The 25,809-nt window shown below is 59.7% G+C and carries 22 protein-coding genes and 3 pseudogenes; 12 read left to right on the top strand and 13 right to left on the bottom strand.

What is annotated here, in order from left to right; genetic code table 11:
* Positions 1–60: 60 nt before the first annotated feature.
* Positions 61–1,110: an alcohol dehydrogenase catalytic domain-containing protein gene (locus ACOYO3_RS04150; protein WP_002525093.1), complete on the top strand. Its 1,050-nt coding sequence runs from the start codon at positions 61–63 to the stop codon at positions 1,108–1,110.
* Between the two features lie 30 nt (positions 1,111–1,140).
* Here ACOYO3_RS04150 and ACOYO3_RS04145 read toward each other — a convergent pair whose 3' ends face one another.
* The gene (locus ACOYO3_RS04145) at positions 1,141–4,599 is read right to left on the bottom strand and encodes a bifunctional proline dehydrogenase/L-glutamate gamma-semialdehyde dehydrogenase (RefSeq protein ID WP_002525094.1); all 3,459 of its coding nucleotides are present in this window, start codon (positions 4,597–4,599) and stop codon (positions 1,141–1,143) included.
* Between the two features lie 89 nt (positions 4,600–4,688).
* On the opposite strand from ACOYO3_RS04145, the pseudogene ACOYO3_RS04140 reads away from it, so the two are divergent.
* From ACOYO3_RS04140 to ACOYO3_RS04120, 5 genes and pseudogenes are all read left to right on the top strand, one after another.
* A pseudogene (locus ACOYO3_RS04140) lies at positions 4,689–6,153 on the top strand (purine-cytosine permease family protein).
* A complete protein-coding gene (locus tag ACOYO3_RS04135) occupies positions 6,150–6,701 on the top strand; it encodes a cysteine hydrolase family protein (RefSeq protein ID WP_002515200.1) in 552 nt (183 codons plus the stop codon). The pseudogene ACOYO3_RS04140 and the gene ACOYO3_RS04135 overlap by 4 nt, the downstream one beginning before the upstream one ends.
* Before the next feature lie 118 nt (positions 6,702–6,819).
* Positions 6,820–7,737: a metal ABC transporter solute-binding protein, Zn/Mn family gene (locus ACOYO3_RS04130; protein ID WP_002525097.1), complete on the top strand. Its 918-nt coding sequence runs from the start codon at positions 6,820–6,822 to the stop codon at positions 7,735–7,737.
* Positions 7,738–7,778: 41 nt separating this feature from the next.
* Entirely contained in the window at positions 7,779–8,582 is an 804-nt protein-coding gene (locus tag ACOYO3_RS04125; protein WP_002519194.1) for a metal ABC transporter ATP-binding protein, read from the top strand.
* Positions 8,583–8,596: 14 nt separating this feature from the next.
* The gene (locus ACOYO3_RS04120) at positions 8,597–9,451 is read left to right on the top strand and encodes a metal ABC transporter permease (protein WP_002515209.1); all 855 of its coding nucleotides are present in this window, start codon (positions 8,597–8,599) and stop codon (positions 9,449–9,451) included.
* Positions 9,452–9,508: 57 nt separating this feature from the next.
* Here ACOYO3_RS04120 and ACOYO3_RS04115 read toward each other — a convergent pair whose 3' ends face one another.
* From ACOYO3_RS04115 to ACOYO3_RS04105, 3 genes are all read right to left on the bottom strand, one after another.
* Positions 9,509–9,787, bottom strand: coding sequence for a hypothetical protein (locus ACOYO3_RS04115; protein WP_002519195.1), 279 nt, complete (start codon positions 9,785–9,787; stop codon positions 9,509–9,511).
* Positions 9,788–9,808: 21 nt separating this feature from the next.
* The gene (locus ACOYO3_RS04110; RefSeq protein ID WP_002520331.1) at positions 9,809–11,911 is read right to left on the bottom strand and encodes an FtsX-like permease family protein; all 2,103 of its coding nucleotides are present in this window, start codon (positions 11,909–11,911) and stop codon (positions 9,809–9,811) included.
* Positions 11,912–11,979: 68 nt separating this feature from the next.
* Positions 11,980–12,663, bottom strand: a complete 684-nt coding sequence (locus ACOYO3_RS04105) for an ABC transporter ATP-binding protein (protein WP_002519197.1) — start codon at positions 12,661–12,663, stop codon at positions 11,980–11,982.
* A gap of 81 nt (positions 12,664–12,744) precedes the next feature.
* Between ACOYO3_RS04105 and ACOYO3_RS04100 the strand changes: the two genes are divergently transcribed.
* Complete coding sequence (locus tag ACOYO3_RS04100; RefSeq protein WP_002519198.1) at positions 12,745–13,167, top strand: hypothetical protein; 423 nt, start codon at positions 12,745–12,747, stop codon at positions 13,165–13,167.
* On the opposite strand, the pseudogene ACOYO3_RS04095 reads toward ACOYO3_RS04100, so the two are convergent.
* From ACOYO3_RS04095 to ACOYO3_RS04065, 7 genes and pseudogenes are all read right to left on the bottom strand, one after another.
* Positions 13,130–13,537, bottom strand: a pseudogene (locus ACOYO3_RS04095) (class II aldolase/adducin family protein). The gene ACOYO3_RS04100 and the pseudogene ACOYO3_RS04095 sit on opposite strands and share 38 nt — an antisense overlap.
* Positions 13,537–15,012 (bottom strand): annotated as a pseudogene (locus ACOYO3_RS04090) (hypothetical protein); the annotation flags it as partial. The pseudogenes ACOYO3_RS04090 and ACOYO3_RS04095, both read right to left, overlap by 1 nt.
* 182 nt (positions 15,013–15,194) lie before the next feature.
* A complete protein-coding gene (locus ACOYO3_RS04085; protein ID WP_002520328.1) occupies positions 15,195–16,565 on the bottom strand; it encodes an alpha-L-fucosidase in 1,371 nt (456 codons plus the stop codon).
* Between the two features lie 84 nt (positions 16,566–16,649).
* On the bottom strand, positions 16,650–17,498 hold the full coding sequence (locus ACOYO3_RS04080) for a carbohydrate ABC transporter permease (protein WP_002525098.1): 849 nt from the start codon (positions 17,496–17,498) through the stop codon (positions 16,650–16,652).
* Positions 17,499–17,567: 69 nt separating this feature from the next.
* The gene (locus tag ACOYO3_RS04075; RefSeq protein WP_002525099.1) at positions 17,568–18,053 is read right to left on the bottom strand and encodes a carbohydrate ABC transporter permease; all 486 of its coding nucleotides are present in this window, start codon (positions 18,051–18,053) and stop codon (positions 17,568–17,570) included.
* A gap of 35 nt (positions 18,054–18,088) precedes the next feature.
* A complete protein-coding gene (locus tag ACOYO3_RS04070) occupies positions 18,089–18,412 on the bottom strand; it encodes a sugar ABC transporter permease (RefSeq protein WP_002519201.1) in 324 nt (107 codons plus the stop codon).
* A gap of 87 nt (positions 18,413–18,499) precedes the next feature.
* Entirely contained in the window at positions 18,500–19,720 is a 1,221-nt protein-coding gene (locus ACOYO3_RS04065; protein WP_002525100.1) for an ABC transporter substrate-binding protein, read from the bottom strand.
* Positions 19,721–19,936: 216 nt separating this feature from the next.
* Between ACOYO3_RS04065 and ACOYO3_RS04060 the strand changes: the two genes are divergently transcribed.
* The 5 genes from ACOYO3_RS04060 to ACOYO3_RS04040 are packed head-to-tail and all read left to right on the top strand — an operon-like array spanning position 19,937 to position 22,968.
* Positions 19,937–20,935: a LacI family DNA-binding transcriptional regulator gene (locus ACOYO3_RS04060; protein ID WP_002515112.1), complete on the top strand. Its 999-nt coding sequence runs from the start codon at positions 19,937–19,939 to the stop codon at positions 20,933–20,935.
* Between the two features lie 48 nt (positions 20,936–20,983).
* A complete protein-coding gene (locus tag ACOYO3_RS04055) occupies positions 20,984–21,316 on the top strand; it encodes a hypothetical protein (RefSeq protein ID WP_427305776.1) in 333 nt (110 codons plus the stop codon).
* A 45-nt stretch (positions 21,317–21,361) separates the two neighbouring features.
* Positions 21,362–21,910, top strand: coding sequence for an amino acid ABC transporter permease (locus tag ACOYO3_RS04050; RefSeq protein WP_427305774.1), 549 nt, complete (start codon positions 21,362–21,364; stop codon positions 21,908–21,910).
* A gap of 35 nt (positions 21,911–21,945) precedes the next feature.
* The gene (locus tag ACOYO3_RS04045) at positions 21,946–22,707 is read left to right on the top strand and encodes an amino acid ABC transporter ATP-binding protein (RefSeq protein ID WP_002519205.1); all 762 of its coding nucleotides are present in this window, start codon (positions 21,946–21,948) and stop codon (positions 22,705–22,707) included.
* 45 nt (positions 22,708–22,752) lie between these two features.
* Entirely contained in the window at positions 22,753–22,968 is a 216-nt protein-coding gene (locus ACOYO3_RS04040; RefSeq protein ID WP_002519206.1) for an RNA-binding S4 domain-containing protein, read from the top strand.
* A gap of 79 nt (positions 22,969–23,047) precedes the next feature.
* Here the strand turns inward: ACOYO3_RS04040 and ACOYO3_RS04035 are convergent, their stop codons facing one another.
* Entirely contained in the window at positions 23,048–24,520 is a 1,473-nt protein-coding gene (locus ACOYO3_RS04035; protein WP_002515193.1) for a S8 family serine peptidase, read from the bottom strand.
* Positions 24,521–24,741: 221 nt separating this feature from the next.
* A complete protein-coding gene (gene meaB, locus ACOYO3_RS04030; RefSeq protein ID WP_002519207.1) occupies positions 24,742–25,788 on the bottom strand; it encodes a methylmalonyl Co-A mutase-associated GTPase MeaB in 1,047 nt (348 codons plus the stop codon).
* Between the last annotated feature and the right edge of the window lie 21 nt (positions 25,789–25,809).

Here is a 25,809-nt window from a genome sequence, read left to right as displayed (position 1 = left end):
GCCTGCGCAGCCTGCCCGACGTAACAGAAATGCGACACTAGAACTGACGAAGGAGATCACATGACGCACACCATGCCAGCTCTAGTTCTCAATGGCCCCGGAGACGTCCAGGTAGCCGAAAAACCCATACCCACGCCTGGTCCCGGAGAGGTCGTGCTGGCCGTCGAGGCGACGACAATCTGCGGCACCGACCTACGCATCATTTCCGGTGAGAAAACCGCCGGGGTGCGCCCCGGGGTCACCCTCGGTCACGAGATCGCCGGAAGGATCGCCTCCCTCGGCGAGGGGGTGGAAGGACTGGTTGTCGGGCAACAGGCAACTATCTCCATCGTCGTCTCCTGCGGCACCTGCCGGGCTTGCCTCGCAGGACGGGATCACTTATGTAGCCACTGCGAGCTCGTCGGTTACGGCCTTGATGGTGGCCTCGCGCCGTGGTTGTGTGTGCCAGCCCAAGCGGTCTCTCGCGGCAACATCATCCCGGTAGCTACGGAGATACCAGCTACGCGGCTGGCCCTGGCGGAACCTCTCTCCTGTGTTCTTAACGGACATCGCCGTCATGGCGGGGTGAACCCTGGGGAGACTGTTGTCATCATCGGCGGCGGGGCTATCGGCCTGCTTCATACCGCGCTCAACCTGGCATGCGGGGCTGGGCGAGTCATCCTGTGTGAGAAGCACGCGGATCGACGCGACCGCGCCGCAGCCATGGGAGCGGTGACGACCTGTCCGGAACACCTTTCCGAGGTTGTCACCGAGCACACCGGCGGATACGGGGCCGAGCTTGTCATCGTCGCTATCGGTCGTAACGAATTGACCGAGGAATCCCTTAACCTCGCGGCCCCGGGCGGACGCGTGAGCTGGTTTGCTGGTTTCCCCAAAGGATCAACGACGACCATCACCCCCAATACGGTGCATTACCAAGAGCTGACGATCTCCGGAGGATCGAATGCCAGTCGAGCAGACGTTCACCGGGCGGTCGACATGCTCGGACGGGGAAATATCGACGAAACCCCCATTGTCACTCACACTTTTGGCCTGTCCCAGTGGACCGAAGCTGTTGACGCCGTGCGCGGTCACGTCGGTGTCAAGATCGCTATCGATCCCCGCCGTTAAGTCGCACCCCGTCACGCAGCGACTGCCGCCTCACAATCTCACCGAGAGGACCCCAGCATCCGGGTTGCCGAATCGGTGCGCTGTCATCGAGACCGACTGCTCTCGCAGGAAAGGTAGAAGTTCAACCTGTGGGGCACTGGTGACCTCGTTGGCCCACAAGGCTAAATCGGGATCACCGTCAGCCTCATCGGCAGCGCGGGAGGGATTACCACCGACGAGCCGTACTCGGCTAGCCCCTAGGCTAGCGTACCAGTCCTCGTCGCTAGCAGTGGTGACGGCCACACCGACCGAACGCAACGCCCGGCCCAACCCTTCGCCAAGACTCGGGTCCAGGCACACCGAGATATTGTCGCCGGCAGCCAGGAGTCCCGCAGCAACAACGCGAGCGACATCAACCAGTTTGGCGTCAGCACAGCCTCTTACCTGTGTCGAGGCCGGGCGATACCTCAAGATGTTGCGCTCTTTTTCCAGCCCGCCAACGTCGATAGAACGTCCAAACCACTCATCCCACTCGCGAGCATCGCGGGCGACCGCGTCAAGAAGCCAGGCACGCTCGTCACGAGTAACCAACCCCTCGATGTGGCCGACGAACTGCTCGACCAGAGCACAGGGACGGTCTGCCGGAGTCGGGGCCGACACCTCAGCTCGACGCCAAGTCCCCAACACCTGTAAATAGTGGTAGCCACCGGCCTTGGCACCTGGACCGACCGCTGAACGCTTCCAACCACCGAAGGGTTGGCGACCGACGATGGCTCCCGTGATGCTCCGGTTGACGTAGAGGTTTCCAGCATTGGCCCTCTCGGCCCAGAACTCGATCTCGGCGGGGTCCAGAGAGTGCAGGCCGGCCGTCAAACCGAAAGCGGTGCCGTTCTGATACGCGATAGCGGTGGCTAAGTCAGGAGCGTACATAATTCCGGTAATCGGGCCGAAGTACTCAGTGAGGTGGTACGGATCCCCCGGTTTGATGCCACTGCGCACGCCGGGAGACCAGTACCGGCCTTCCTCGTCGATGCGCACCGGTTCCAGGGCCCATTCCTGGCCCGGGTCAAGCTTCGTCAAACCATCGAGCAATTTGCCGCTGGCGGGCTCGGCAAGCGGACCCATCTGGGAGCGCAGGTCCGACGGCGATCCCACCCGAATTGAGGAGGCGGCGTCAAGGATCTGGTGGCGCAATCGCTGAGACCGATAGGCCTGACCCACCAGGATAATGAGCGATGCTGCCGAGCACTTCTGTCCGGCATTGCCGAAAGCCGACTTGATGATGTCGGCTGCGGCCAAGTCGTAGTCAGCGTTCTCTGTGACGATAATGGAGTTCTTGCCACTAGTCTCGGCCAGCACTGGCAGGTCATGACGCCACGACCGGAACAGCTTGGCCGTTTCCCAAGCTCCCGTGAGGATGACCCGATCGACCTCGGGGTGGCTCACCAGGTGTTTACCAGCCTCATTTTCCTCAACATCGACGAGCTGCAGAACGTCCCGCGGGATCCCAGCCTCCCACAGGCATTCAGAGATGACGGCAGCACAGTGGCGGGCCTGTGGAGCGGGCTTGAGTAGTACTGACGATCCGGCGGCCAGAGCGGCAAGGGTGGATCCGGCGGTAATAGACAGGGCGAAGTTCCACGGCGGGGTGACGACGGTCACTCGTGGCGGCACAAACTGGGCACCGTCGACGCCCTCGAGCTCCTCGGCTCGGTCGACATACCAAGCAGCAAAGTCGATAGCCTCAGAAACCTCGACGTCACCTTCGGCCAGGATCTTGCCGGTCTCAGCACCGGCCACTGCCAAAAGGTCGCCCCGGCGAGTAGCGAAAGCGTGCGTCACCGTGCGCAGTATTTCGGCACGTGCGTTCCCGCCACGCCCAGCCCAGGAGTGTTGAGCCTCAAGGGCGGTGGCAATGACGGCATTAACCTCGGCAATGGTGTCGAGGTGGTTGTTTGCCAGGGTGGACTCCCCCAGCTCACAGCCCTTCATCTTCTCGGCAACCTCACCGGCCCAGACGCGGATATTGGGCAGAGAGGGATCAGAGTCAGTGGACTGGACAAACCCATTGGAAAGATCCGGCGCCCGATCAGGCTCTTGCTCACGACGAGGCTTCGGCACTTCTCGAGTAATCCCAGCCACTGCAGTGCGGAACCTCGCCTCTTCGCGAGCGAAAAGTTGGGAATCGTGGCCGAGCTGAAAAATAGCCGACATGAAGTTTTCACTAGCAGCATTCTCTTCTAGCCGACGTACCAGATAGCTGATCGCCACATCAAAGTGGGCAGGATCGACAACCGGCGTGTAGAGCAGCAGCCCACCAACATCAGCTCCGATGCGTTCAACCTGGTCAGGAGCCATGCCGAGCAGCATCTCGAATTCGACCCGGTCGCGAACCCCACGATGCTCACAAAGCAGCTTCGTCAGTGCAATGTCAAAGAGATTGTGGCCAGCGACGCCATACCGCACCGAATGGGTACGTTCGGGAGTCAGCGCCCAGTCCAGAATTCGTTTGTAGTTGGTGTCAGTGGCAAGTTTGGAAGGCCACGGGGTCTGCTGCCACCCGTGAATCTCGGCATCTACCTTCTCCATCGCGAGATTGGCGCCCTTGACCAACCGCACTTTGATCCCCGCCCCACCGGCAGCGGTACGACGGTCAGCCCACTCAACAAGACCTTGCAGAGCGGACAGCGAGTCGGGCAGGTAGGCCTGAAGGACAATGCCAGCCTCCACATGACGCAATTCGGGGCGGTCAAGGAGCTTCTGGAAGACTTCCATTGTCAGATCAAGGTCGTGATATTCCTCCATGTCGAGGTTGATGAACTTCGGCTTCGGGGAGTTCTCAGCCAAGTGGTACAGCGGCAGCAGCTGCTCAACGACCTCGTCGACCGTCGCCTTGTGAGCCCATAAGTCGAGCTGGTTGACGACAGCCGAAATCTTGATCGAGACGTAGTCAACATCCTCGCGGGCCAGTAGAGCCATCGTCCCTTCGAGGCGGGATGCCGCCTCGCGATCGCCCAACACAGCTTCGCCCAGGAGGTTGAGGTTAAGCCTGACACCCGCACTCCGCAGTGCTTTGAGGGTGCGAGTCAACTGTGCCGGTCGCGCATCAACGACGAGATGGCCCACCAGCTGCCGCAAGGCATGGCGTGCAGCTGGGACGACGACGTTAGGAGCTACGGGGGCCATTCGTCCGCCTGCCCGCACCGCCACCTGCAGTGCAGCAGGCAGAAAAGAACAATCCACCTTTGCCAGTTCCGCAAGATTCGCCGCTGCGGTGCGAGCGTCCTCAGGGCGGACAACCCGATCTATAAAGGCCAGAGTGAAAGGCAGACCAGCCGGGTGGGACAGCACGTCGGAGAGCAATCCCGCAGCGATCTGTGCACGATCTGTCCGTCGCTTCGATGCACCGTTGGCATCTCGTAACCAGGTGTGGACTTGGTCAACCGCCTCGTCAGCCAGGTCAGCAGGGCGTGGGGATGGGGAGCCCCAAGTATCAGCGTCGATGCTCATGACATGACTGTAGCCCGAGCAGACAACAACGCACGTACACAGCCCAACGATGTAAGAATATCGCTGCGAATACCTCGAGAGGACAGCTCATGACGCAGACCGCCACCAAAACGAATGCGACGACGCACAAGGGCATCGAGACAACCGGAATCGAGATCGTCAAAGAATCACAGCGCACCGCACGGCCCCAGGACCTTTTCCTTCCCTGGTTCGCCTCAAATGTCTCGGTCTTTGGCATGAGCTATGGAGCCTTCATGTTGGGATTCGGGGTGTCCTTCTGGCAGGCGATAGCCGCCACCCTCGTCGGCGTCATCGTCTCTTTCGGGTTCTGCGGCATTATCGCGATCGCCGGTAAACGCGGCTCCGCACCAACGATGGTGCTGTCTCGGGCAGCCTTTGGTACCCAGGGCAACAAGATCCCCGGGGTCATCTCCTGGATGACCTCGATTGGTTGGGAAACATCTCTCGCTATTACAGCCGTCTTAGCGACGACGACGATCTTCCGCCGACTGGGCTGGAGCTCCGGGAACTCGGTCAAGATCTGCGCCACTATCATCGTGGCCTTTCTCATTGTCGGCGGTGCTGTGGCTGGTTATCACATCATCATGAAGTTGCAGGCCGTTTTGACCTGGATTACCGGTATCCTTACCGTGATTTATCTAGTGATGGCGGTCAGCCATATCGACTGGCACGCCGCAACATCTTTGCCTGCGGCATCCTTCCCAGCCTTCGTCGGCACGCTCACCCTCATCATGACTGGCACCGGGCTGGGCTGGACGAATATCGCTGCCGACTGGTCACGTTACCAGTCGCGCACATCTCCCGGGTTCGCCATCGCCTTCTGGAATGTCTTTGGGGCCTCTTTGCCGCTCGTCATCCTCATTACCGGTGGATTGCTCTTAGCTGCATCCTCAAAAAAATCTATCCGACGCCATTGGGGCCGATCCCATTGGCGCGCTAGCAACCATCCTGCCGACGTGGTTCCTCATCCCGTTCTTGTTGGCTGCGATCCTCTCCCTGTTGGCCGGTGCCATCAACGGCATCTATTCGTCTGGACTCACCTTGCTCACCCTGGGAATCCGAGTCCCACGCCCAGCAGCTTCTCTCATTGACGGGACGATTCTCACCATCGGGACCCTGTACGTCGTCTTCGTGGCTCCGAACTTTATCTCCCCCTTCCAGTCCTTCTTGGTGACGCTGGGTGTGCCGCTCTCAGGATGGACCGGCATCATGATGGCCGATATCACCCTGCGCCGCCGTCCCTACGACGAGGCCGATCTCTTCAATGGCTCTGGGCGCTACGGTCATTTCGACCCCATCTCAATCATCACCTTCGTCATCGTGACCGTCATCGGGTGGGGATTGGTCGTCAACACCTACGAGGGCGTCAATTGGAACGACTGGCAGGGATTTCTGCTTGGGCCCATTGGATTGGGTGGGCGTGAAGGTGATTGGGCCCACGCCAACCTTGGAGTATTCGGGGCCCTCGTCCTCGGCTATGTTGTTACCCTCATCGCCCGGCGCGGCACCGTGCGTCGTCAGGAGTCACGATGAGCCAGACGTGGCTAATTGTCATTGACCCCCAGACAATCTTCGCGTCCCCCACGTCCCCGTGGGGCTCTCCTGCCTTCCCCACTATCATCGACCCGATAGATCGCATGGTCGCTGCCTTCCATGGCCGAACCATCGTGACGCGCTGGATTCCCACGGCTACTCGCTGTGGATCTTGGTGTGACTACTTCGACCGCTGGACCTTTGCAGACCGTCCCGCAAATGACCCGATATTCGACCTTGTCGATGAAGCTCAGCCATGGGCAGAACGACCGACGATCGATGTCGCCACCTTCGGCAAGTGGGGATCTCAGCTGTCAGCCGTGACCGGTGAACACCCCCACCTCCTGCTAGCCGGCGTTTCGACCGACTGTTGCGTCATCACGACAGCCTTGGCCGCCGCCGATGCTGGGGCTTGGGTAAAAGTTGTGTCTGACGCCTGCGCCGGATCCGCACCGGATAACCACGAGGCGGCCTTGACCGTCATGGATCTGTATTCCCCTCAGATCGACGTCGTGACCAGTTCGCAAGTCCTTGCGACCCTCGCCTAAGGCTGTAGATAACCGATTTTCTTGGTCATCCTGGCTTCTTTGGACGCCCTGGCTTGCCGATGCGCTTCATGAATACGACAATGGTTATCACTTGCGTACTGGAAAGGGACCATCACACATGCATCGACATCTTCTGGCCATTGCCACTCTCAGCGCCTGTGCTCTGGCAATGGCAGGCTGCTCCAACTCCGGGCCAGACTCGGGATCCGGCCCGTCCGCCAGTTCTGACAAGGTTGACGTCGTCGCTTCGACTAACGTCTGGGGCTCGGTCGCCCAGGCGATCGGCGGGGACAAGGTCAATGTGCACTCCATCATCGACAGCCCCGATCAGGACCCGCACGACTACGAAGCCACCGCCAAGGACAAGCTCGCCTTCTCGAAAGCCAAGATCGCCATTACTAACGGCGGCGGCTATGACGACTGGGCTACCAAACTCGTGAAGAGCACCAGTCCCCAGGCGGACTTCATTGACGCTGTCGAGACCTCTGGCCTCAAGAAACCCGGCGACAAGGAATTCAACGAACATGTCTTCTACTCGATCGATAGCGTTCGCAAGGTGGCCAAGGTCGTTGAGTCTGATTTGGTCAAGACCTCGCCGGATAACAAGTCCACCTTCGAAACCAACCTCAAGGACTTCGAGTCCAAGCTCACCGACCTCAAGGCCCGTGCCACCAAGGTCGGTAAAAAGCATCCACATAGCACCGCTATCGCCACCGAGCCGGTAGCCGGCTACTTACTTGAGGACATGAAGATCAAGAACATCACCCCTGACGAGTTCGTCGGACAGTCTGAAACTGAGGCCGGTCCATCCACCAAGGTCGTTCACGAGACCACCGACCTGCTGACCCAGAAGAAAGCTTCCATCCTTCTCGTCAACGGCCAAACCAGCGACGACGTCACCAAGGCCCTCCAGAAGGCTGCCAGTAAAGCAAACGTCCACGAGGTCGGCGTCTGGGAGACCTTCCCGGAGGGCGTCGACAACTACCCAGACTTCATTGGCAAGGCCATCGACTCCATCGACAAGGGCTTAGCTTGACACTCGTGACATCACATCATTCTGACACCGCCGGGACGACGATGAGGATCGAGCCTGCCAGGCTCACCGACGCCAAGGTCGCCTTCGGGAACCGGGTGCTGTGGTCGGGACTCAATCTCATTGTCGAACCCGGCGAATTTATCGCCGTTCTGGGCCCCAACGGGGTGGGTAAGACCACCCTGTTACGAGTCCTGTTAGGGCAGATTCCGCTAACGGCCGGGACCGCTATGGTCGCTGGCCGTCCGGTGCGCCGCGGTTCGACCCATATCGGCTACGTCCCTCAGCAACGATCCCTCGAGACGACTGCTCCCATCCGTGGGCGCGACCTCGTCGGGATGGGAATTGACGGGCACAAGTGGGGGTTCGGCTGGTTTAGCCGGTCGCGGCGGCGCCGTATTGACGAAGCCATCGCCTCAGTCGGCGCCACAGCCTTCGCTAATGCGCCGCTGACGATGATGTCGGGTGGTGAGCAGCAGAGATTGCGTATCGCCCAGGCGCTCGTTACTAATCCTCAGTTGTTGCTGTGTGACGAACCGCTGTCCAGCCTCGACCTGCGCCACCAGCAAGAGGTCACCCGACTCATCGACAATGCGCGCCGGACCCGCAACCTCGGGGTGCTCTTCGTCACCCACGAGATCAACCCCGTGCTGCCCTACGTCGACCGGGTGGTCTACGTCGCGGGCGGCAAGGTTCGCGTTGGCACTCCCGACGAGGTGCTGCGATCGGACGTTCTCAGCGAAATGTATGGGTCCCACGTCGAGGTGTTCCATCGCGGTAATCGCATCATTGTCCTTGCTGACGAAGAGCGCTCGACCCACCTGCATGCCCCGGGCCGACGAATCTGAGGAAATGGGCTGACATGGTTTTCTCCACAATTATCAATTTCGACAGCTTCAGCCAATTGGTGCCGCTAGTCCGCGGATCGATCATTGCCGGGATCATCCTCGGTGTGCTTGCAGGCCTTATCGGCCCGATGATCCATGCTCGAGATCTAGCCTTCGCTATCCACGGCACGTCGGAGCTTTCCTTCGCAGGTGCTGCGGTGGCCCTGTTCTTCGGAGCATCGGTGACCAAAGGCGCCGTCGTCGGATCCCTCGTAGCTGCCCTCATCCTGGGACTACTGGGTGTCAAAGCAGCAGAACGCAATGCCTCTATCGGCATCATGCTGCCTTTCGGCATGGGAATTGGTGTGCTCTTCTTGAGCCTGTACAAAGGCAGGTCGTCCAATAAATTCGGCCTACTTACAGGACAGATCGTCGCAGTGGATACCACGGAATTGAGCACCCTCGTCGTCGTAGCGATCTTCGTAGCAGTGTGTCTGGGTATTATCTGGAGACCATTATTCTTCGCCTCAGTGGATCCTGAAGCCGCCAAGGCGCGCGGGGTCCCAATGCGGTTCCTATCGATTGTTTTCATGCTGCTGCTCGGCCTCACTACAGCTATGGCAGTACAGCTTGTCGGTGCCCTGCTGGTACTGAGTCTGCTCATCACTCCGACGGCCGCTGCTGCCAAAGTAACGGCCCATCCATTGGCGATGTCGTTGCTATCTATCGTGTTTGCAACGGTCTCTGCCGTCGGAGGAATCATGCTGTCGTTGGGGCCAGGCTTGCCTATTAGCCCCTACGTAACGACGGTAAGCTTCCTCATTTACCTCGTGTGTCTAGGGTTGGGAGCTATTCGTCAGCGCCGTGGCTGGAGCCGCCGAATCGTCTGATATCCCTACAACAGTCCCGTCGACACCACTTGCCGACAGGATGTTGCCATCTCGGCGTCACGATGTCGTCACCTGAACGCAGTGAGCTGGCACGGTATTCCGTCGAGAAGATGATTCATGCATTGCTATATCAAGCCGGTAAAGTTCGAGATCGTCAAAGTCCGCCGCAACAATGGCGGCACTAATCAGGTCATTAGGGACGGCACCCCGATGAACGGTGTTGCCAGCTGACGGCTCCCCCTGCTTCACACCCGAAGCCATCCGGCACTTCTCACACCGTGACGCCTTCGCTTCCGTCAGGCAACCAGCAATTGCCCCGTACTGGAGTTTGAGCACCGCATGGCTATCGCTCCTTGTCTACGTGGTATCCCTCACAGCCGATAGCTGAAAACGAGGCGCACCAGTCGCAAACGCAGTGACCATAATGGCAAGCACACTGACCGCCCACATAGTGACGGGTAGCGCCGCAATGGTGGGGTCGAAGGATTGATTCGCGTCGGTCGATCCGATCGCGGCATTGATCGCCCAGCCAGCCAGAACTCCAACCACCAGTGACATCGTCTGGGCTGGCAGAATCGTGACGATCATCTGCATCAAGAAGGATCTTCGCAGGATACGGGCGGGAGTACCCACGGCTTGTTGAACGGCAATGGTACGCCGCATTCCCCAGCGCAATTCGACAAAAGCTGCAGTACATGCCACCAGGATCAGCAGGAATCCGGCCGCCAGGCCGCTACGCACGATTCCCTGCTGTTGGATAAACGCCTGTAGAGTGTCGGGATTTTCGGCCCCGGCGTAGGCCGCATAGGACGGCGCAGCTCCGTGGAGTTGATCCACAAGCCGATCGAGGTCGCCAGTTGTGGAGTCTGCGGTGAACTCCAGGATGTCTGGTGTGAGACCTGCCAGTCTCGGATCGTTGCGAGCGAGGAGGGCGTCATCGTCATAGGTGACGGGTAGGCGGCTGACGGGCTTGATGGTACGGACCGTGGTGTGTTTATCGTGGCCAAAGGTCCATGTCGATGACGCGTCTCGCCTCGTTGCCGGCGTCCTGGGACAGGATCGCGGATAGGGATCGAAGGCGGCCAAGTCAGCGCAGGAGGCCGCGACGAGGGTACGACCGTCGGTAGCCGTGTAGATCATACGTCGGGGCCGGGTGACGCGCCGGAGGGCTTGCTGTTCGGTGGCGGTCCGGTCGGTGAAGGGGACCTGGACGAGGACGTGGTGGGGGTCCCCCGCAGTATCGTGGGTGCCAGAAACGAGGAATCCCGATCCAAATCCAGCTAGACCGACCATAATCGTCAATGCGATCACCATCGCAGCGGAATCTAGATAGTGAGCCCGAGCCAGGGTCAACCCAAGACGGGTGGGCAGTCTCAGCTGTTCACGGCCGGCACACCATACGATGATGAGGTGGGCTGACATGACGGCACCGAGAGTTCCAAACACCGCTGCGCCCATGATGTATCCAGCGGCGTGGTCCCCCAGGCGCTGGCCGTCGTGGGCGAGTGCCATCGTCAGGCAGATCCAGCCCTCCAGACCGATCGCAGCCACCACGAGGAGAAGACCAACGATCCCGAGCAGATGACGCACTGTCCCAAGCCGGGCACGGCGGCGCGGGGGGCGGCGTGAAGCCAGCAGCCTTCGCAGGGCGCGACGGGCCAACCAGCCACTCGCGATCACCATGATGACGACGATGATGAGCCACTCAGGCCATCTCAGCCTCGCCTGCCAGGGCCACCACGTTAACCCGAGCGTCCCACTCGATCCAAGGGCGTTTTGAACGGGAATGAACAGTGCCAACCCGAGCAGAGCGCCTAGGCCAGCGGTCCCAGAAACCTCGACGGCGAAGACCTGGCCACACCAGTCGGGGTCGCATCCCATGCGCACCAACGTCATGAACCTGTCGCGGCGCGAGGCAGCCGATAGGCTCAGTGACGTCCACAACAACACGGCTGCCGGCAGCGCCACCAGTCCGATCACCTCGATCCACACGGTACGCGACGACACCCCAGAATCACCGATTCTGGTCAAGCCGAAGGCCTTCAGCTCGCGGCAACCAGCCTGATCGGAGGTGGTCGTAATCGAGAACAGTTCATCGGGTGAAGCCAAAGCGGCCCGATCCACCACCACCGGATCGATTGTGCCTAAGCTAGAGATGTTCACGACCCCGGCGTCCATCAACGACTTCAGACGCGGGGACACGATGGTGTGACCAGGTTGGGGCCAGTGCTTTAGTCCTGGGGGTAGGCGGTCAGCAGGGTGGTTCACCACGAAACTCGTCCAGGGCGTACCGTCGACCTGTAATTCCTGCACCTTGAAACCGGTATGCCCGTCAGCAGGCTCATCCGGAGCAAGGATGGGGGTACGCGCGTCACGCACTTCCTGCTGCTGAGCGGTGACGCGAGGCAGGGTGACACCCACCGCTAACCCGAGTGTGGCCAAGGCCACACCGACAATCATGACCAACGATCGCACCCGCTCATGACGACCCGCCCCACGGCTCAATCGCAACGCCAGACGCACACCTTTCACGACGCGTCCCCCACGATCCGCCCATCGGCCAAACGAATGATCCGAGCATTTCCCGGCAACGTGTGTTCATCATGGGTAACCATCACCAAAGTGGAACCCTCGGCGCGAACCAGTTCGTCTAGCAAGTCGATTACGGCATGGCGGTTCGTGGTGTCCAAAGCGCCAGTAGGTTCGTCGGCCAGAACGACCGCCGGACGGTGTGCCAGGGCACGACCCACGGCAGCACGCTGTGCCTGGCCTCCCGACACCTCGCTGGGCCTCCGCTTGTTGCTCTCGCTCAGGTCAAGGATCTCGGCAAGGTGGTCGGCGCGCTTCAGTGCGTCCCGGCGCCCAGTGCCAAGAAGCTCAAGTGGCAGGGCAATGTTGTCACGCAATGTGAGCTCGGGAACCAGTTCAGAGTTCTGAAACACCAGGCCGATCGTTTGCAACCGCCACGCCGCACGCCGCCTGTCATCTAGCCCGTATACATCCACATCGCCATGTACGACCCGCCCTCTCGTCGGCGCCTCCAAACCGGCAAGGCACATCAACAATGTTGACTTACCCGAACCAGAAGCACCGACGACCACGTTCACTGATCCCGCAGGCATGACCAGCGAGACACCGTCCAATGCGGGTCGGCCCGCGTGGGGGAACTGCATGACCACGTTGTGACATATCAAGGAGTGCCGGTTGAGCATGGGGTAGCCAATCCGTCGAGGTTCAAAGCAATCATCAGGTGGTAATTCGCTAAACCATGACCGCCATCCCAATGCTCCCACATGCGCGCCCCAACTTGGATTTATGCCATGTTATGCATACTTATACGTTATGTCGTGTCACCTGGGCCCGGTGAACTGGCGCGCTATGTCGTCGAGGTGTACACCGGGGTCGCTCCGGTGTTGGCCACCGAGCCGAATGGCGTCAAGCCCGCAATCGGTGAGCTGTACCTCGACGTCACCAAGCTGGCATGGACCGCTGATCCGTCCGGCAACACCTCCGAGAGGATCGCAATAACCTCGGTGGGGGCCACCGTCACGCTGTCGAACGACTCCGACGGCCCCGGCCACCACTGCTCCCGAGGCCCCGGCTCCGACGACTGCTGCTCCGGGCACCTCGGCCTCGATCGACGACAACGGTTGCGGTCCGCCGCACACCGGCGTCTGATCACAACCCGTATTGCGGTCGCATCGACACCAGTTTGACGATCTCGTCATCGGGCAGTTCCCGCAGTCCGTCGCGACGCTCGAGTAGGTAGGTGATCTGCGCCGTGTACTCGAGACGCTCCATGGCCATGTACGCGGCCCAGACGTCAGGTCCCCAGGTGAACGCTCCGTGGTATTCCATGAGGCAGACGGTGTGAGTCTTTGCGTACTTCGACGTCGCTTCAACAACACCCGGTGTCGACGGGGTGGCGTAATCAGCCAGCGGCACCTCGGGCATGACAATCGAGGATTCCGGCATGAGCTGTTCGGTTAGAGCTCACTCTCGAATAGCCATCACCATGGCGTACACGGGGTGAGCGTGAACTGCTCCGCTAATGCTGGGATTGGCCCGATACTGGGCCAAGTTCATGAGGGCCTCACTCGTCGGTCGGTATCCCTCGCACGGCGGTTCGACGACGGTTCCGACGAGGACCAGGTACGCGGACGGAAGATGTCCTTGGTCTCAATGTTGTGCATCGAGACCGGGATGCGCAGCATGGCTGCCAGGGTGAGAACGTCAGCGCCGATATGGCTGTACCCCGTCGAGGTGTGGTTAGCTCCCCACTTATCCATCCAGTCATAAACGCTACTGAAGGCTCCGCTCGAGGGAATGCGCGACACGAAGAACGTTGTCGGCCACGTCGGGTCCGCCCGCTCAACGATGGTGTCTGTCCCCTCGTCCGGGAGCGTCCGTCCCTCGACAATCTGCAGGGTCGGTCCAACTCCAGCGACCATGTTCATACGAACCGCTGTCACCGTCGTGTCCCCCACCGTCGTGAAGTGGGTCGAGAATCCGCCGCCCGGGAAGTACTCCTGGGTCGCCGAGTGGAAGGTCGTCGCAGCGAGATCGGCCTGGATGTCGTCCTCGGTGAGATCCCACCAGTGCTTGATGACGGGAGTGCCGTCCGCCTCGGCCTCGCATTCTGTCGCGTTGAGAGTGCTCGCGCCGGAATTCCTGAAATCGACGAAACCACCAGCGGCACGACCGGTCAGCTCATGACCGGTGACGCGGCGAACGGCCTCCGGGCTCCAATAGGTACGGACATCGCTAAAGAACTGAGGACGCTGAGTGAGGAGGCTGCCGAGCAGCATCGCTATCCCGTTGAGGGCATCTCCCTCGGTGGCAAAGACCTGGGGCTGACGCAGTCCATCCGAGTCGAAGCTGGTGTTGAGCAGGGTTTCCATGACGTCGCCGTTCAGCTTGCCATCAGTCCACTGACGCTTGCCCTGGAAGCCGGCGGCGATGGCGTCGTAACCACCGGCCTCTTCCTTGAATCCCATGTCGGCCAGACGCAAATTGCCGTTCATGAGGTCTCGGGCAACCAGCACCATCTTGACCGAATACTCCAGCTGTTCACGCTTGTCAGCATCGCTGTGCTGCTTGTCAGCCGGATTTCGGTCCTCACCGATGCTGAGACCCATGCCATCGCCCACTTCCACTCAACGTGGTCATAGATACCCGCGGTGATCCTGCGGCCGAGTTCCACCATGTCGATGTACTGGCTGCGCATGCCCAAGTAATCCTGAAGGGCCTGCTCAGGGACATGACATCCGGCAATGCCCATCGACACGGTGCCCATCGCCAAGTAGCTCCGGACTCTCATGAGCCCGACTGCCAGGGCGGCTCGTCCGAAGCTGAGAATCCGGGCCGAGACGTCGTCAGTGAGGGCGTCGTCGGCATTCTGAACATCATGACCGTAGATGGCGAAGGCCAGAATACCCAGCTGTGTGTAGGCCGCCATGGCCGCAGCCACGGTGACGGCTCCAGAACGTTCAGTGGCGTTGAACCCCCTCGCGTGCGGAATGTCCGGAGTCAGGTCGAGGATTTCGGCGATGCAGTCCCACGAGGCGGTGACGGTGAGATCCGCACAGACACCCATAGCCTCGAGCGCACACCACGACGGCGTCCGTCGATGAGAAGTCGCATTCCGATGGCAGAGTTCAGAGAGCGGGTCTTGACGTCGATGTCAGGGGCGTCAAAGCATGGAAAACCTTCCAGATATGTGATGAGGACGAGATCGCACTGCTCAGTGCTCGATGAGCTCCAGTCCGATTGCGTACTGGGTAGGAGAAGCGGGAACCTCGATGACGGTGCGACCGTCACGGGTCTGGGTTTCGAGGACAGGTCCGCCAAGAACACGGGCCTGGCGGTACTCGCCTTCAACGACGAGGCGATCCGCACCGACGACATCCTCATTGGCGACGCCCCAGGCGAACAGGTGGGAATCCTTCGTCGTGAGATACCACTCGAGGTTGTCGCCCTGAGCGGAAATTTCGGGATCAGCAGGACGAGCAGCCATGATCCCCTCCCCACAGACGTCCATCCACCCGCCGATCTCCCGGAGTCCTCGACGGACCGAATCGGGCATGTGGCCCGTGGCGTCAGGGCCAATACCGAGCAGGTAATTCCCGCCTCGCGAGACGATCTTGATGAGGTTCGCAATGATCAAGCTCGTCGGCTTGGCCGGATCGTCCGGCGACAGGGAGCACCATTCCTTCGTCAGCGTCAGGCAGGCTTCCCACGGATAGTCAAGGATATCCTCCGGAATCTCTTGTTCCGGAGTCCGATAATTCTCGTGGGGGCCATGCACCGCTCGATCGACGACGATGATTCCCGGCTGTATTTCGCGCGCACGAGTGGCAATGTCATCGATACCAATAGGTTCCTCAGGCGTACTAACCCAACCGGCATCAAGCCACAACACGTTCATCGGACCGTAATTGGAAAGGATCTCGGTGATCTGGTCCATGGTGAAATCAACGAACCGCTGCCAGCGCTCGGGCTGGGCTTCAAGGTCGTAATTGTGAAAACGATCATGGATCCGCTTGGAACGGTCCCAGTAGCAGGCATGCGACCAATCGGCTTTGGAGAAATATGCACCAGTTTCCAGTCCTGCGCCCCGGAAGGCATCGACGACCTCGCGCAGGATGTCCCGACGCAGACCGGACGACTCTGACGTCGCCTTGAGGTTGGTGTACCCCGAGTCGTACATGCAGAACCCATCGTGGTGCTTCGTCGTGAAAACGCAGTACGTCATTCCGGCGTCAGCACAGGCATGGGCCCATTCGGAAGCGTCAAAGTCCTCGCCCCGAAAGGTCTTGGCCTGATCGTAATACCAGTCCTGGTAACCGGCGTCATCGTTCGGGTCACCCGGGAATTGGGGCGCCTTGTCGGTAAACCAACCCAGGTCGTCGCGATGCAGGGACCATGACCCTCCCTGACCAATGGCGGAGTAGATACCCCAGTGGACGATAACGCCGAAGGTGAGGTCCTGCCAGTGCTTGAGGTTCTTGACGACCAGGGGGTCGGTCGGCCATTGGTATCCGGGGTCCTCAGACCCTCCGAGAGCGCCGGCTGCCTCCAGCTCTGCGGGATCGAGATCAGCATTGTCGGTCATGGTTCACTTCCTTGTGTCGGGGGAAAGGCATGGGAGTCCCAAATGTCATAAGTGCGTTGTGTGGATGGGTGAGGGTGGCACAGCTCAGAACTTCAGTCCGCCTTCCTCGATGCCACGGAAGAAGTAGCGCTGGGAGGCTAAGAACACCAAGAAGATGGGGATCACGGCAGTAATGGCGCCAGCGAGCACGATTCGGTAGTCCGTTCCGAATGAGGACTGCAGCTGCGCGATACCGATCATCATCGTGTAGTTCGAGGAGGACTGAGTGATGAGCAGCGGCCACAGATAGTCCTGCCACGCGAAGATGAAGGCTGTCAGGCCGACGACGAGGGATCCCTTGACCTGTGGCAGGAAGATGGTGAAGAACCTTCGCACTTCACCCGCACCGTCGATATAGGCGGCGTCCTCGATCTCATCCGGGATACCGAGGAATGCGGCCCGCATGAGGCGCACATGGAAGGGTCCGATCATGCCTGGAGGCCAGATACCGATGATGGTGTCGTAGAACCCGAAGGAACGGACCTGCGAGTACAACGACAGCATGATCGATTCAAAGGGGAAGATCAGAGCTGACAGGGCAACGGCCGTCACCACGCCTCGACCCGGCCATCCCTTGCGGGAGAGCATGTAGCCACAGACCGAGGAGAAGACCAGGGCAGAGACGATGTTGAGGCCGCACACCGCGAACAAGTTGGCGATGTACCTCACGATGTCAGTAGTACGGAACAGCTCACCGAACGCGTTGAGGGACCAGTGCTGCGGGAATGCCGTGGCTCCCTTCCCGTAGATCGGATCTCCGGAGCTCTTGAAGGCTCCCAGCAGTGGGAGAAACACCGGGCTCACGAGGACGACAAAGACCACGAGTAGGGCGATGTAGTGTCTGAAGAGACCCCAACCATGGAATTTGGACTTGTTGATGGAGCGTTTGCGCACGCACAGTGCCGAACTCGCAGGAAAAACAGTGGATGTGGTCACCGGTATCACTTCTCACCAGAGCGACGGTTAAAAACCTGACCGATAATGATGAAACCAACGGTCATGACGAAGAGGAAGACGGCGGCAGCCGATCATCGAGAGGATTGAGACAAGGGCCATCATAATCTTCATGCCGGGGACGGTGACCGTAAAGAAGGACTTCACAGCGCCTGCACCATCGATGACTGCGGCCTCGTAGAGGAGCTTGTCGATATTCGCCAGCGCTGTCAGATACATCAGCATGTAGTAGGGAACTCCAGACCACAGGGTTATGAGGCACGACGAGATGATCAACCACCAGCGCCCAGTGAGGAACGGCACCGGGGAGTTGATCAAGCCGGAGCCAACGAGGAAGTTGTTGACCAGACCGTTGTCCTTGAGGATCGCACTCCACGCCAATGCGATGACCACCAGAGATGAGATGGCCGACAGGTAGAAGAGAGTACGAAAAATGCCAATACCGGGGACATGCTCTTTGACAAAAACACCGAGGATCAGGGGAAGCATTGTCATTAACGGGACGACGATAATCGCGTAGACGATTGAGTTCAGAACAGCATTCCATAATGCGTCGTCTGCGAAGATTTTTCCGTAATTTCCAAAACCGACCCAGTTTCCCCCTCTCCCAACGGAGTCGTATCAGTAAAGGAAAGCCTGAGCGTATTGAAGAACGGATACACGTAGAAGTAGATAACGAGAAGTAGCGGGACCCCGACCCACAGATACGGCACCCATGGTTTTCGGAATCGTGCTGATCCATTCACAGCCTGTATGCGTCCATGGCGGTGACCACCCGAACGCCGTGAACCTCGAGGACGAGACATGAAGAACCTTTTCGTATGTGAGCGGGGGTGAATTCCTGGTCCGGACACGGAGGGGCGACCGTGCCCCATCCCACCAAGGATGACGTCACCAAGGGAGCTTCGCCAGCATCTTGTTCATCTTGTCCTGAGCAGTGTTCAGGGCATCCTGCGGCTTGGAATCACCCATAATGGCAAGGTTGACATTGTCAGCCAACGCGGCGCTGACGCCATGCGTGACATAGAAGTCAGGCATGTAGGCCTCAGCCTTGGTCGCTTCCTTGGCGCAGATGGCGCGAGCCTGAGCGAAGGCATCCTTGCCCTGCTCCACACCGGTGATCCACTCTGCGAAAGCGGCCGCGAGCGAAGCGTTCTTGGTCTTCTTCGAGATCGCGATGTATTGCCCGGAAAACAGCGGCTTGATGCCGTCATTGAGAGGCTCTGGGCCAACACCGGTACGGGCATATGCCTGGGGGGCATTCTTTTGGATGTTGCGAAGAAAGGACGCATTCGGCGTGCCGAAAGCCAGGGATCCTTCACCGTAGACCTTGGACCGATGGAGGCCCCCGGCAATCGAGTCCTTCGAAATTCCCCCTTGGCATACATGTCGGCCATCGTCGTCAGCCAGAGTAACGCGTTGGATTCCGAGGCAAAAGTGAACTTGGTGAAGTCGTCATTCATGACCTTGACGCCGAGGGCACGCCATTCCGCGAGCATGTACCACGACGTGTTGCCATAGACCGCCTGCTTGCCGGCAGCGGTGATTTTCTTGGCGAAGTCGAGGTACTCGGTCATCGTCTTCGGCGGGATTTCGGGATCGAGGCCAACATCCTTGAAAATGTCCTTGTTGTACGTCACGACGAACGGGCCGAAGTACCAGGGCAGAGCGGTGTGCTCGTTGTCCTTGCCGAGTTTGAGTTTGCCCCAGACGTCCGGGACGAACTTGTCGCCGATACCGGGCACCGAAGTCTCGATATCGAGCAGGTAATCAGCCCTCGACAGAGCCATGATGGTCGAGGACGACATATTGACGACGTCAGCCATCGTGCCATTGGACGCCTGAGTCACCATCGTGGTGTCGAAGTCGTCAGTGCCCGGCAGATCCGTCCACTTGATCGTGCATCCGGAATGCTCTTTCTCGAACTTCTTGATGAGGTCGTTGAAGAACCCGTCAAAGGTTCCCTTCAGACCCTGAGCCTGGAAGGTGATCTCGCCCGACAACGTGTCCAGGTTGAGTTGCGACGCCTTCGCCGTAGCAGAGCCGCCCTTGTCGCCACCTTCCCCACACGCGGACAGTCCGACACCTGCAGCCAGCGTAGCGCCCAGACCGAGGTCACGGCGCCGCGAAATTGGCAACGAATCTGACATGAGGACCTCCATTGGTCTTCCACCCACGGACACGTGGCCCACGCGCGTAGACGTCGACTTCTATCGTCGAGTTAATGGGAGCGTAGCACCAAATGCGAGCGCAAACAAACAGGCGCGCAAAAAATTCCGTGAACCATTCAACCGTGCTTTTTGCAATAATGAGCATCATCGTCGATCGACCCGATCGACGTCGCTCAGCAGCCCCGCCCAACCTCCAGGTGAATCGCCATGTCATCAAGAGCAACCCTCAGCGACGTCGCCAAAGCATGCGGCGTCTCCTCGCAAACCGTCTCCCGGGCGCTCAACGACAGTCCACTCGTCCGACCTGAGACCAGAGCCAAGGTCATGACCGCCGTCGAGACCGTCGGATATGAACCAAACCTCGCCGCCCGCGCCCTCGCAGCTGGCGGATCACGGGCGGTTGGAATCTTGCTGACGACCCGTCTGACTCACGGCATGTCCACAACCTTCACCGCACTGGTAGGCACACTGCGGGAGCATAGTCGCCCATTCGTCCTCGACACCGCGATCGAGAATGACGAGGAATCCCTACGCGCCGCTCTGGCTCGACTCCGCGGCTACAGCGTCCAGGCAACCATCTTGCTGGCACAACGAGCCAAATCCGTTGCCATCGCATCCCAGCAACGCCACGGCGACAAGCTGGTCTCTGTCATCGCAGGGCACCCCGACTCCCCCGAGTCACCAATTGTCGCGATCGACCAAGCACTGGGAGCCCGTCTAGCCACTAAACACCTCATCGAACAGGGCTACCGGAATCTTCTCCATGTCCCTGGCGACCTGGAATGGCAGGACGCGTCAGAACGGCTTTCCTCCTACATCGCCGTCTGCAAAGAGGTCGGCATCGACCCTGCATGGATGCCAGCCAATTCCTGGGGAGCCGAAGCCGGGGCAGCCGTGGCTGAAGAACTTATCGCCGGACATCTCCCCGACGCGGTTCTCGCTGGCAACGATGACATCGCCATTGGCATGTGTCACACATTCCTCACTCATGGCGTGAGGATCCCCGACGACATCGGCATTGTGGGATTCGACGACATCCCTCAAGCTCGCTGGATGACCCCATCCCTCACCACGGTCGTCCAGGACTTCGAAGCACTCGGACGCCAAGCAGTCGAGGCCGCGGAAGCCCTCATCGCTGGAGAGGCTCCGGAGTCGTGCCAGCTCTCCCCCACTTTGGCGGTGAGGCACTCGTCACGCCGGCACTAAAGGACGTTCCAATATGAAGTTATATCCTGCTATGTATAATGATGCATTTTGCGGTGTCACTCCGACACCGAGCCCTCCCTCAATGCCAATATCATCAAGTCGCTCAACAACGACCCCACCATCGCCACGATAGTTCCCAACGACATCAAAATCCGGCACCCTCCACAACGGCGCCACAGCCAACTACACACCCGCACAGTCATCGACACCGACGGATCCACCATCATCAGCTACGACAGCGCTGGTCTTCATCCGGGGTCTTGTGACGAACCCAACTATCAGTGGTCAGTAGTGTGGCTGTACTTGCGTGAGGTCAAAATCATTACTGGTATCAGTTACACCATCCTGCTGACGCGGCAATGCCCCTCGGAACCGCCGTAGCACTTCTCATGGCCATCATGAGGCAGTCCCACATTCTCCATTGGGGTGCCCTTCGGAGATCTACAATTCGCCAGCGTCGAGACAGAAAAGGTCGTCACAGCGCTAGCAGCCGCCATCATCGGTCTGGGCCTCAACGAGGGCGCCTACCTGGCCGAAATCACCCGCTCAGGTTTGGAATCCGTCGACGTCGGCCAGACTGAAGCAGCCAAAGCCTTGGGCATGAAACCGTCCCTCATCATGCGACGCGCTATTGTTCCTCAGGCGATGCGAGTCATCATCCCTCCGCCGGGCAACGAGACCATCGGCATGCTCAAGACGACCTCGCTAGTTCTTGCTTTGCCCTTCACTCTCGATCTGCAATATGCCACCAGCGCCATCGCGAACTGCACCTACGCTCCAATTCCCCTCCTCGTCGTCGCTGCCTGCTGGTACCTCGTTATGACGAGTGTCCTCATGATCGGGCAACATTTCCTCGAGCAGTACTTCGGTCGCGGATTCAACGGGAGGTCTTCGTCGAAGCGGCTGCGCCGCCAGGCCGCCATCCAGGCGGCTGGAACTACGTATAAGAACATTGCCCTGGAGGTCGAGCAGTGAGCACATCCGCCGAAGCATTTGCAAGCGCCGAACCGATGGTGCACATCACAGGGCTGCACAAGGAGTTTGGACCCCTGCACATCCTCAAAGGAATCGACCTCGACGTCGCCCCTGGTGAGGTCTGCGTCCTGATCGGCCCGTCAGGCTCCGGAAAATCTACCTTGTTGCGGTGCATCAATCAGCTGGAAACCTTCGAAGTCGGGGAAATCTGGGTCGGTGGTCAACGTGTGGGCTACGAACACGACCCGCTCCCCGACGGCCGGCTCAAGAGGCTTTCTGACAAAGGCATTGCCGCCCAGCGCGCTCGCGTCGGCATGGTCTTCCAACGTTTTAATCTCTTCCCTCATATGACCGCCTTGGGCAACGTCATGGAGGCCCCCATCAAGGTGTCGGGACTTACCAAGGAAGAGGCGAAGCCGCTGGCCATGTCTTTGTTAGACCGTGTCGGCATGGCTGATCGGGCTAACCACTACCCCACTGAGCTGTCCGGTGGCCAGCAACAGCGGGTCGCCATTGCTCGCGCTATGGCCATGAAGCCCGAACTCATGCTCTTCGACGAACCTACCTCGGCCCTTGACCCCGAACTCGTCGGCGAAGTGCTGAACGTCCTCAAGGACCTTGCCGGCGAAGGTATGACGATGATCGTTGTTACCCACGAGATGGGATTTGCCCGCGAAGTCGCCGACCACGTCGTGTTTATGGATGACGGAGTCGTCGTCGAAACTGGCTCCGCCAGTCAGGTCATTGGTAACCCGAAATCTAACCGCCTACGCGGGTTTATCGATTCTGTGCTATGAAATGTCGTGTCGTCATGACACAGTGACGGTGTGCATGACGACCAGATGATCAGGCTCGGCCAATATCTCAAGTTCGCCAACCTTGCCGAGACTGGCGGGCAAGCCCGCGAACTTATCGCATCGGGGATGGTCAGCGTCAATGGCGAGGTGGAGACCCGGCGGGGACGTCAGCTCCACCCCGGTGACGAGGTGACGGTCACGAACGGCGGGCAGACCGTCACAGCGACTGTCGATCTCACCGAGCCTGACGTCCCCTGGTGATACCGCGCATACCTATCAACGTGACGAGTGGCCTGAACCATATGGCCCAGGTCACTCATCATTGACAGAATCCTAGCAATCAGGCCGATTTTGCAGCCTTGACCGCCTTGCGGGCATCAACAATGCCCGTACCGCAACCGGTCTTGCATTTAGCCGGGTTCACCGACTGTTTGAGGATTTCCTTGATCCTCGCGGGGGTGAGGTTCGGGTTGGCCGCGATCATGAGAGCAACAACGGCGGAGACGTGCGGGGCAGCCTGGGAGGTGCCCTCCATGTAGCCGTAGGTCGGGGCCGCAGGAGTCGTTTCGCCGTTATTCAGGGTGGATAGGATCATGTCACCGGTGCGGTCGTCACCGCCAGGAGCGGACACGTCAACGGTCGAACCGTAATTCGAGAAGTACGACTGGGCACCAGTCTCACCGGTAGCTCCGACAACGACCACATTGCGGCAGTTGCCGGGTGTCGACTTACGGACGTCCATCGCCTCGTTACCGGCTGCCACAACGACGGTAGATCCGCGAGAGACGGCCGCATCAATGGCTCGCTGATACGTGATCGGGCAGTAGTTAGACGGACCGCCGAGGCTCAGATTAATGACCTTAGCGGGGTTGTGGTTAGTGGGAACACCCGGAACCTCGCCACCAGAGGCCCACGTAATACCGTCGGCAATATCGACGTCGGTCCCACCGCAATGACCTAGCGCTCGAACCGGCAGGATCTTGGCGCCAGGGGCGGCTCCTGCGACACCCCTAGCATTGTTGGTCGCAGCGCCAATAATGCCCGCCACGTGGGTCCCATGCCACGACGACGGCACGTCACGCCGGGTGCAGGCCCCCGCACGAGTCCAATCGCCCTCATCGGAGGGATCCGAATCGCGACCGTTACCATCGCCGGCGGCATAACGATCAGAGATGAAGTCGTAGCCAGGTAGGACCTTGCCATCCAGATCCGGGTGCTTGGTGATGCCGGAGTCGATGACGGCCACGGTCACTCCGGATCCTGTGTTGGTTGCCCATGCGCCGGGAGCGTCAATCCCGTTCTCAGAATTCAGGCCCCATTGACGGTTCCAATACTGGTCGTTCGGGGCCGACGACACTGCAGCAGGATGGACACCGGTGTTCTCATTAATCGTCATATGCAAGACGGGCTCGACGGATTCCACCTCCGGGTTGCGTTCGATCTCAGATGCAAAAGCCTTAGCCGCCGTAGCATTGAGCCCTTGAGAAACCTGAACCGACATGGAGTTGTTGGCACGCGCCAATGACTCAGTGACGTGGGCACCTCGCACCTTCGCAGCACGATCCACTAACCCTCGCAGAGACGTGCTGGTTGCCTGCATCGCGGAGGCGGCATGAGCGGTCCTAACGCGCTGGGCAGAGGCCGAACGGTCCTTAAGATGAACGACGAATCCGCTGGTGGACTGTATAGAATCGGAAGTGCGCAGCGGTGAGATAGTGAAGCCAGGAGCGGCGCTGCTGGGGACTGCGGTCGCGACAAGTGATGCGCCGGTGATCGCACAGAGCATCAAGGTCAACGTACGGCGTAGTGCCATATGTCCATTCCTCTCAGTTTGCTGAAGGTGAAACGAACCTAGGATGACAGTGGGTCATTTATTTAGACATAGCCTGACACAGCCTATAAATGTCTCGCACGACAATCGAGAAATCTCCCTGAAATACGACCGAGCTCGCCTGGATAGCGAGTGTGCGTCCGGCATGACGAAGTCGGGGGCACTAAACGTCCCCAGTTACTTCTGCTGGCTGGCCCATCAGCTCAGGACCCGCTCGTTAACTCTCCCTGAGCCCACGGAAGGCTCGGCACGGCACGAGCAAAGGCACGCAGAATCTCCTCGGCCCCCTCCAGAGCGCTAGTAGCCTCGATACCCAGACCGGCCTCAATGCGCTCTGCCGTCTGCTGAACGCTGGGGTCGGTATCAAGTGACTCCAAGATCTCGTTGCGGACCATATTCCACAGCCATTCCCGCTGCTGCTCAGTACGACGAATTTGGAGGGAACCATCCTTCTCTAGATACGCGCGGTGGTCAACAATCGCCTGCCAGACATCGTCAAGGCCCTCCTTGGTGTACGAAGAGCAGGTGAGCACCGGAACACGACGCTTGTCCGCGTCAGAGGAGACAAGCTTCATAGCAATTGAGAGATCTCGGGCGGAGACTCGCGCATTACCCGCATTGTCGCCGTCAGCCTTGTTAACCGCGACGACATCAGCCAGCTCCAGAATCCCTTTCTTAATGCCCTGAAGCTGGTCACCAGTTCCAGCAACCGAGAGCATAAGGAAGGTATCGACCATTCCAGCCACCGCCACTTCAGACTGGCCAACGCCCACGGTCTCAACGAGGACGACGTTGTAGCCAGCCGCCTCCATGACGATCATGGACTCGCGAGTCGCACGGGCAACGCCACCAAGGTGGCCCCCCGAGGGTGAGGGACGCACAAACGCCTCGTCACGATTAGCCAGATCGCCCATCCGGGTGCGGTCACCAAGAATCGAACCACCGGTTCGCGTCGAAGAGGGATCGACGGCCAAAACCGCGACCTTGTAGCCAAACTCATCGATGAGTCTGCCGCCCACGGCGTTAATAAAGGTGGATTTGCCGGCACCCGGAACGCCAGAGATACCAACTCGAATGGCATCACCGGTGCGCGGCGCTAGCTGACGCAGCATCTCGCGCGCCATCTCACGATGAGCCGGCTTGCTCGACTCCACCAGAGTCAGCGCCCTGGCAATGTGCTGGCGGCTCCCGGCCAGAACTTGCTCAACCAGTTCGGGGACGTCGATCGGCATGATCACCATTTCTTTCATCAGGTGGGTACTTCTACCGTA

It is taken from the genome of Cutibacterium sp. KBN10P07758, from assembly GCF_050286205.1.
Lineage (GTDB): Bacteria > Actinomycetota > Actinomycetes > Propionibacteriales > Propionibacteriaceae > Cutibacterium > Cutibacterium acnes.
This window is presented reverse-complemented; position numbering and strand designations above follow the sequence as displayed.

Coding starts and splice junctions, on each gene's coding strand:
- ACOYO3_RS04105 (WP_002519197.1), bottom strand. CDS start 12,663: ATGCTCAACCGGCACTCCTTGATATGTCACAACGTGGTCATGCAGTTC.
- ACOYO3_RS04125 (WP_002519194.1), top strand. CDS start 7,779: ATGAGGATCGAGCCTGCCAGGCTCACCGACGCCAAGGTCGCCTTCGGG.
- ACOYO3_RS04120 (WP_002515209.1), top strand. CDS start 8,597: ATGGTTTTCTCCACAATTATCAATTTCGACAGCTTCAGCCAATTGGTG.
- ACOYO3_RS04045 (WP_002519205.1), top strand. CDS start 21,946: ATGGTGCACATCACAGGGCTGCACAAGGAGTTTGGACCCCTGCACATC.
- ACOYO3_RS04035 (WP_002515193.1), bottom strand. CDS start 24,520: ATGGCACTACGCCGTACGTTGACCTTGATGCTCTGTGCGATCACCGGC.
- ACOYO3_RS04135 (WP_002515200.1), top strand. CDS start 6,150: ATGAGCCAGACGTGGCTAATTGTCATTGACCCCCAGACAATCTTCGCG.
- ACOYO3_RS04075 (WP_002525099.1), bottom strand. CDS start 18,053: ATGACAATGCTTCCCCTGATCCTCGGTGTTTTTGTCAAAGAGCATGTC.
- meaB (WP_002519207.1), bottom strand. CDS start 25,788: ATGAAAGAAATGGTGATCATGCCGATCGACGTCCCCGAACTGGTTGAG.
- ACOYO3_RS04130 (WP_002525097.1), top strand. CDS start 6,820: ATGCATCGACATCTTCTGGCCATTGCCACTCTCAGCGCCTGTGCTCTG.
- ACOYO3_RS04060 (WP_002515112.1), top strand. CDS start 19,937: ATGTCATCAAGAGCAACCCTCAGCGACGTCGCCAAAGCATGCGGCGTC.
- ACOYO3_RS04100 (WP_002519198.1), top strand. CDS start 12,745: ATGCGCGCCCCAACTTGGATTTATGCCATGTTATGCATACTTATACGT.
- ACOYO3_RS04110 (WP_002520331.1), bottom strand. CDS start 11,911: ATGATTGTCGGTGTGGCCTTGGCCACACTCGGGTTAGCGGTGGGTGTC.
- ACOYO3_RS04085 (WP_002520328.1), bottom strand. CDS start 16,565: ATGACCGACAATGCTGATCTCGATCCCGCAGAGCTGGAGGCAGCCGGC.
- ACOYO3_RS04150 (WP_002525093.1), top strand. CDS start 61: ATGACGCACACCATGCCAGCTCTAGTTCTCAATGGCCCCGGAGACGTC.
- ACOYO3_RS04145 (WP_002525094.1), bottom strand. CDS start 4,599: ATGAGCATCGACGCTGATACTTGGGGCTCCCCATCCCCACGCCCTGCT.
- ACOYO3_RS04040 (WP_002519206.1), top strand. CDS start 22,753: ATGATCAGGCTCGGCCAATATCTCAAGTTCGCCAACCTTGCCGAGACT.
- ACOYO3_RS04065 (WP_002525100.1), bottom strand. CDS start 19,720: ATGGAGGTCCTCATGTCAGATTCGTTGCCAATTTCGCGGCGCCGTGAC.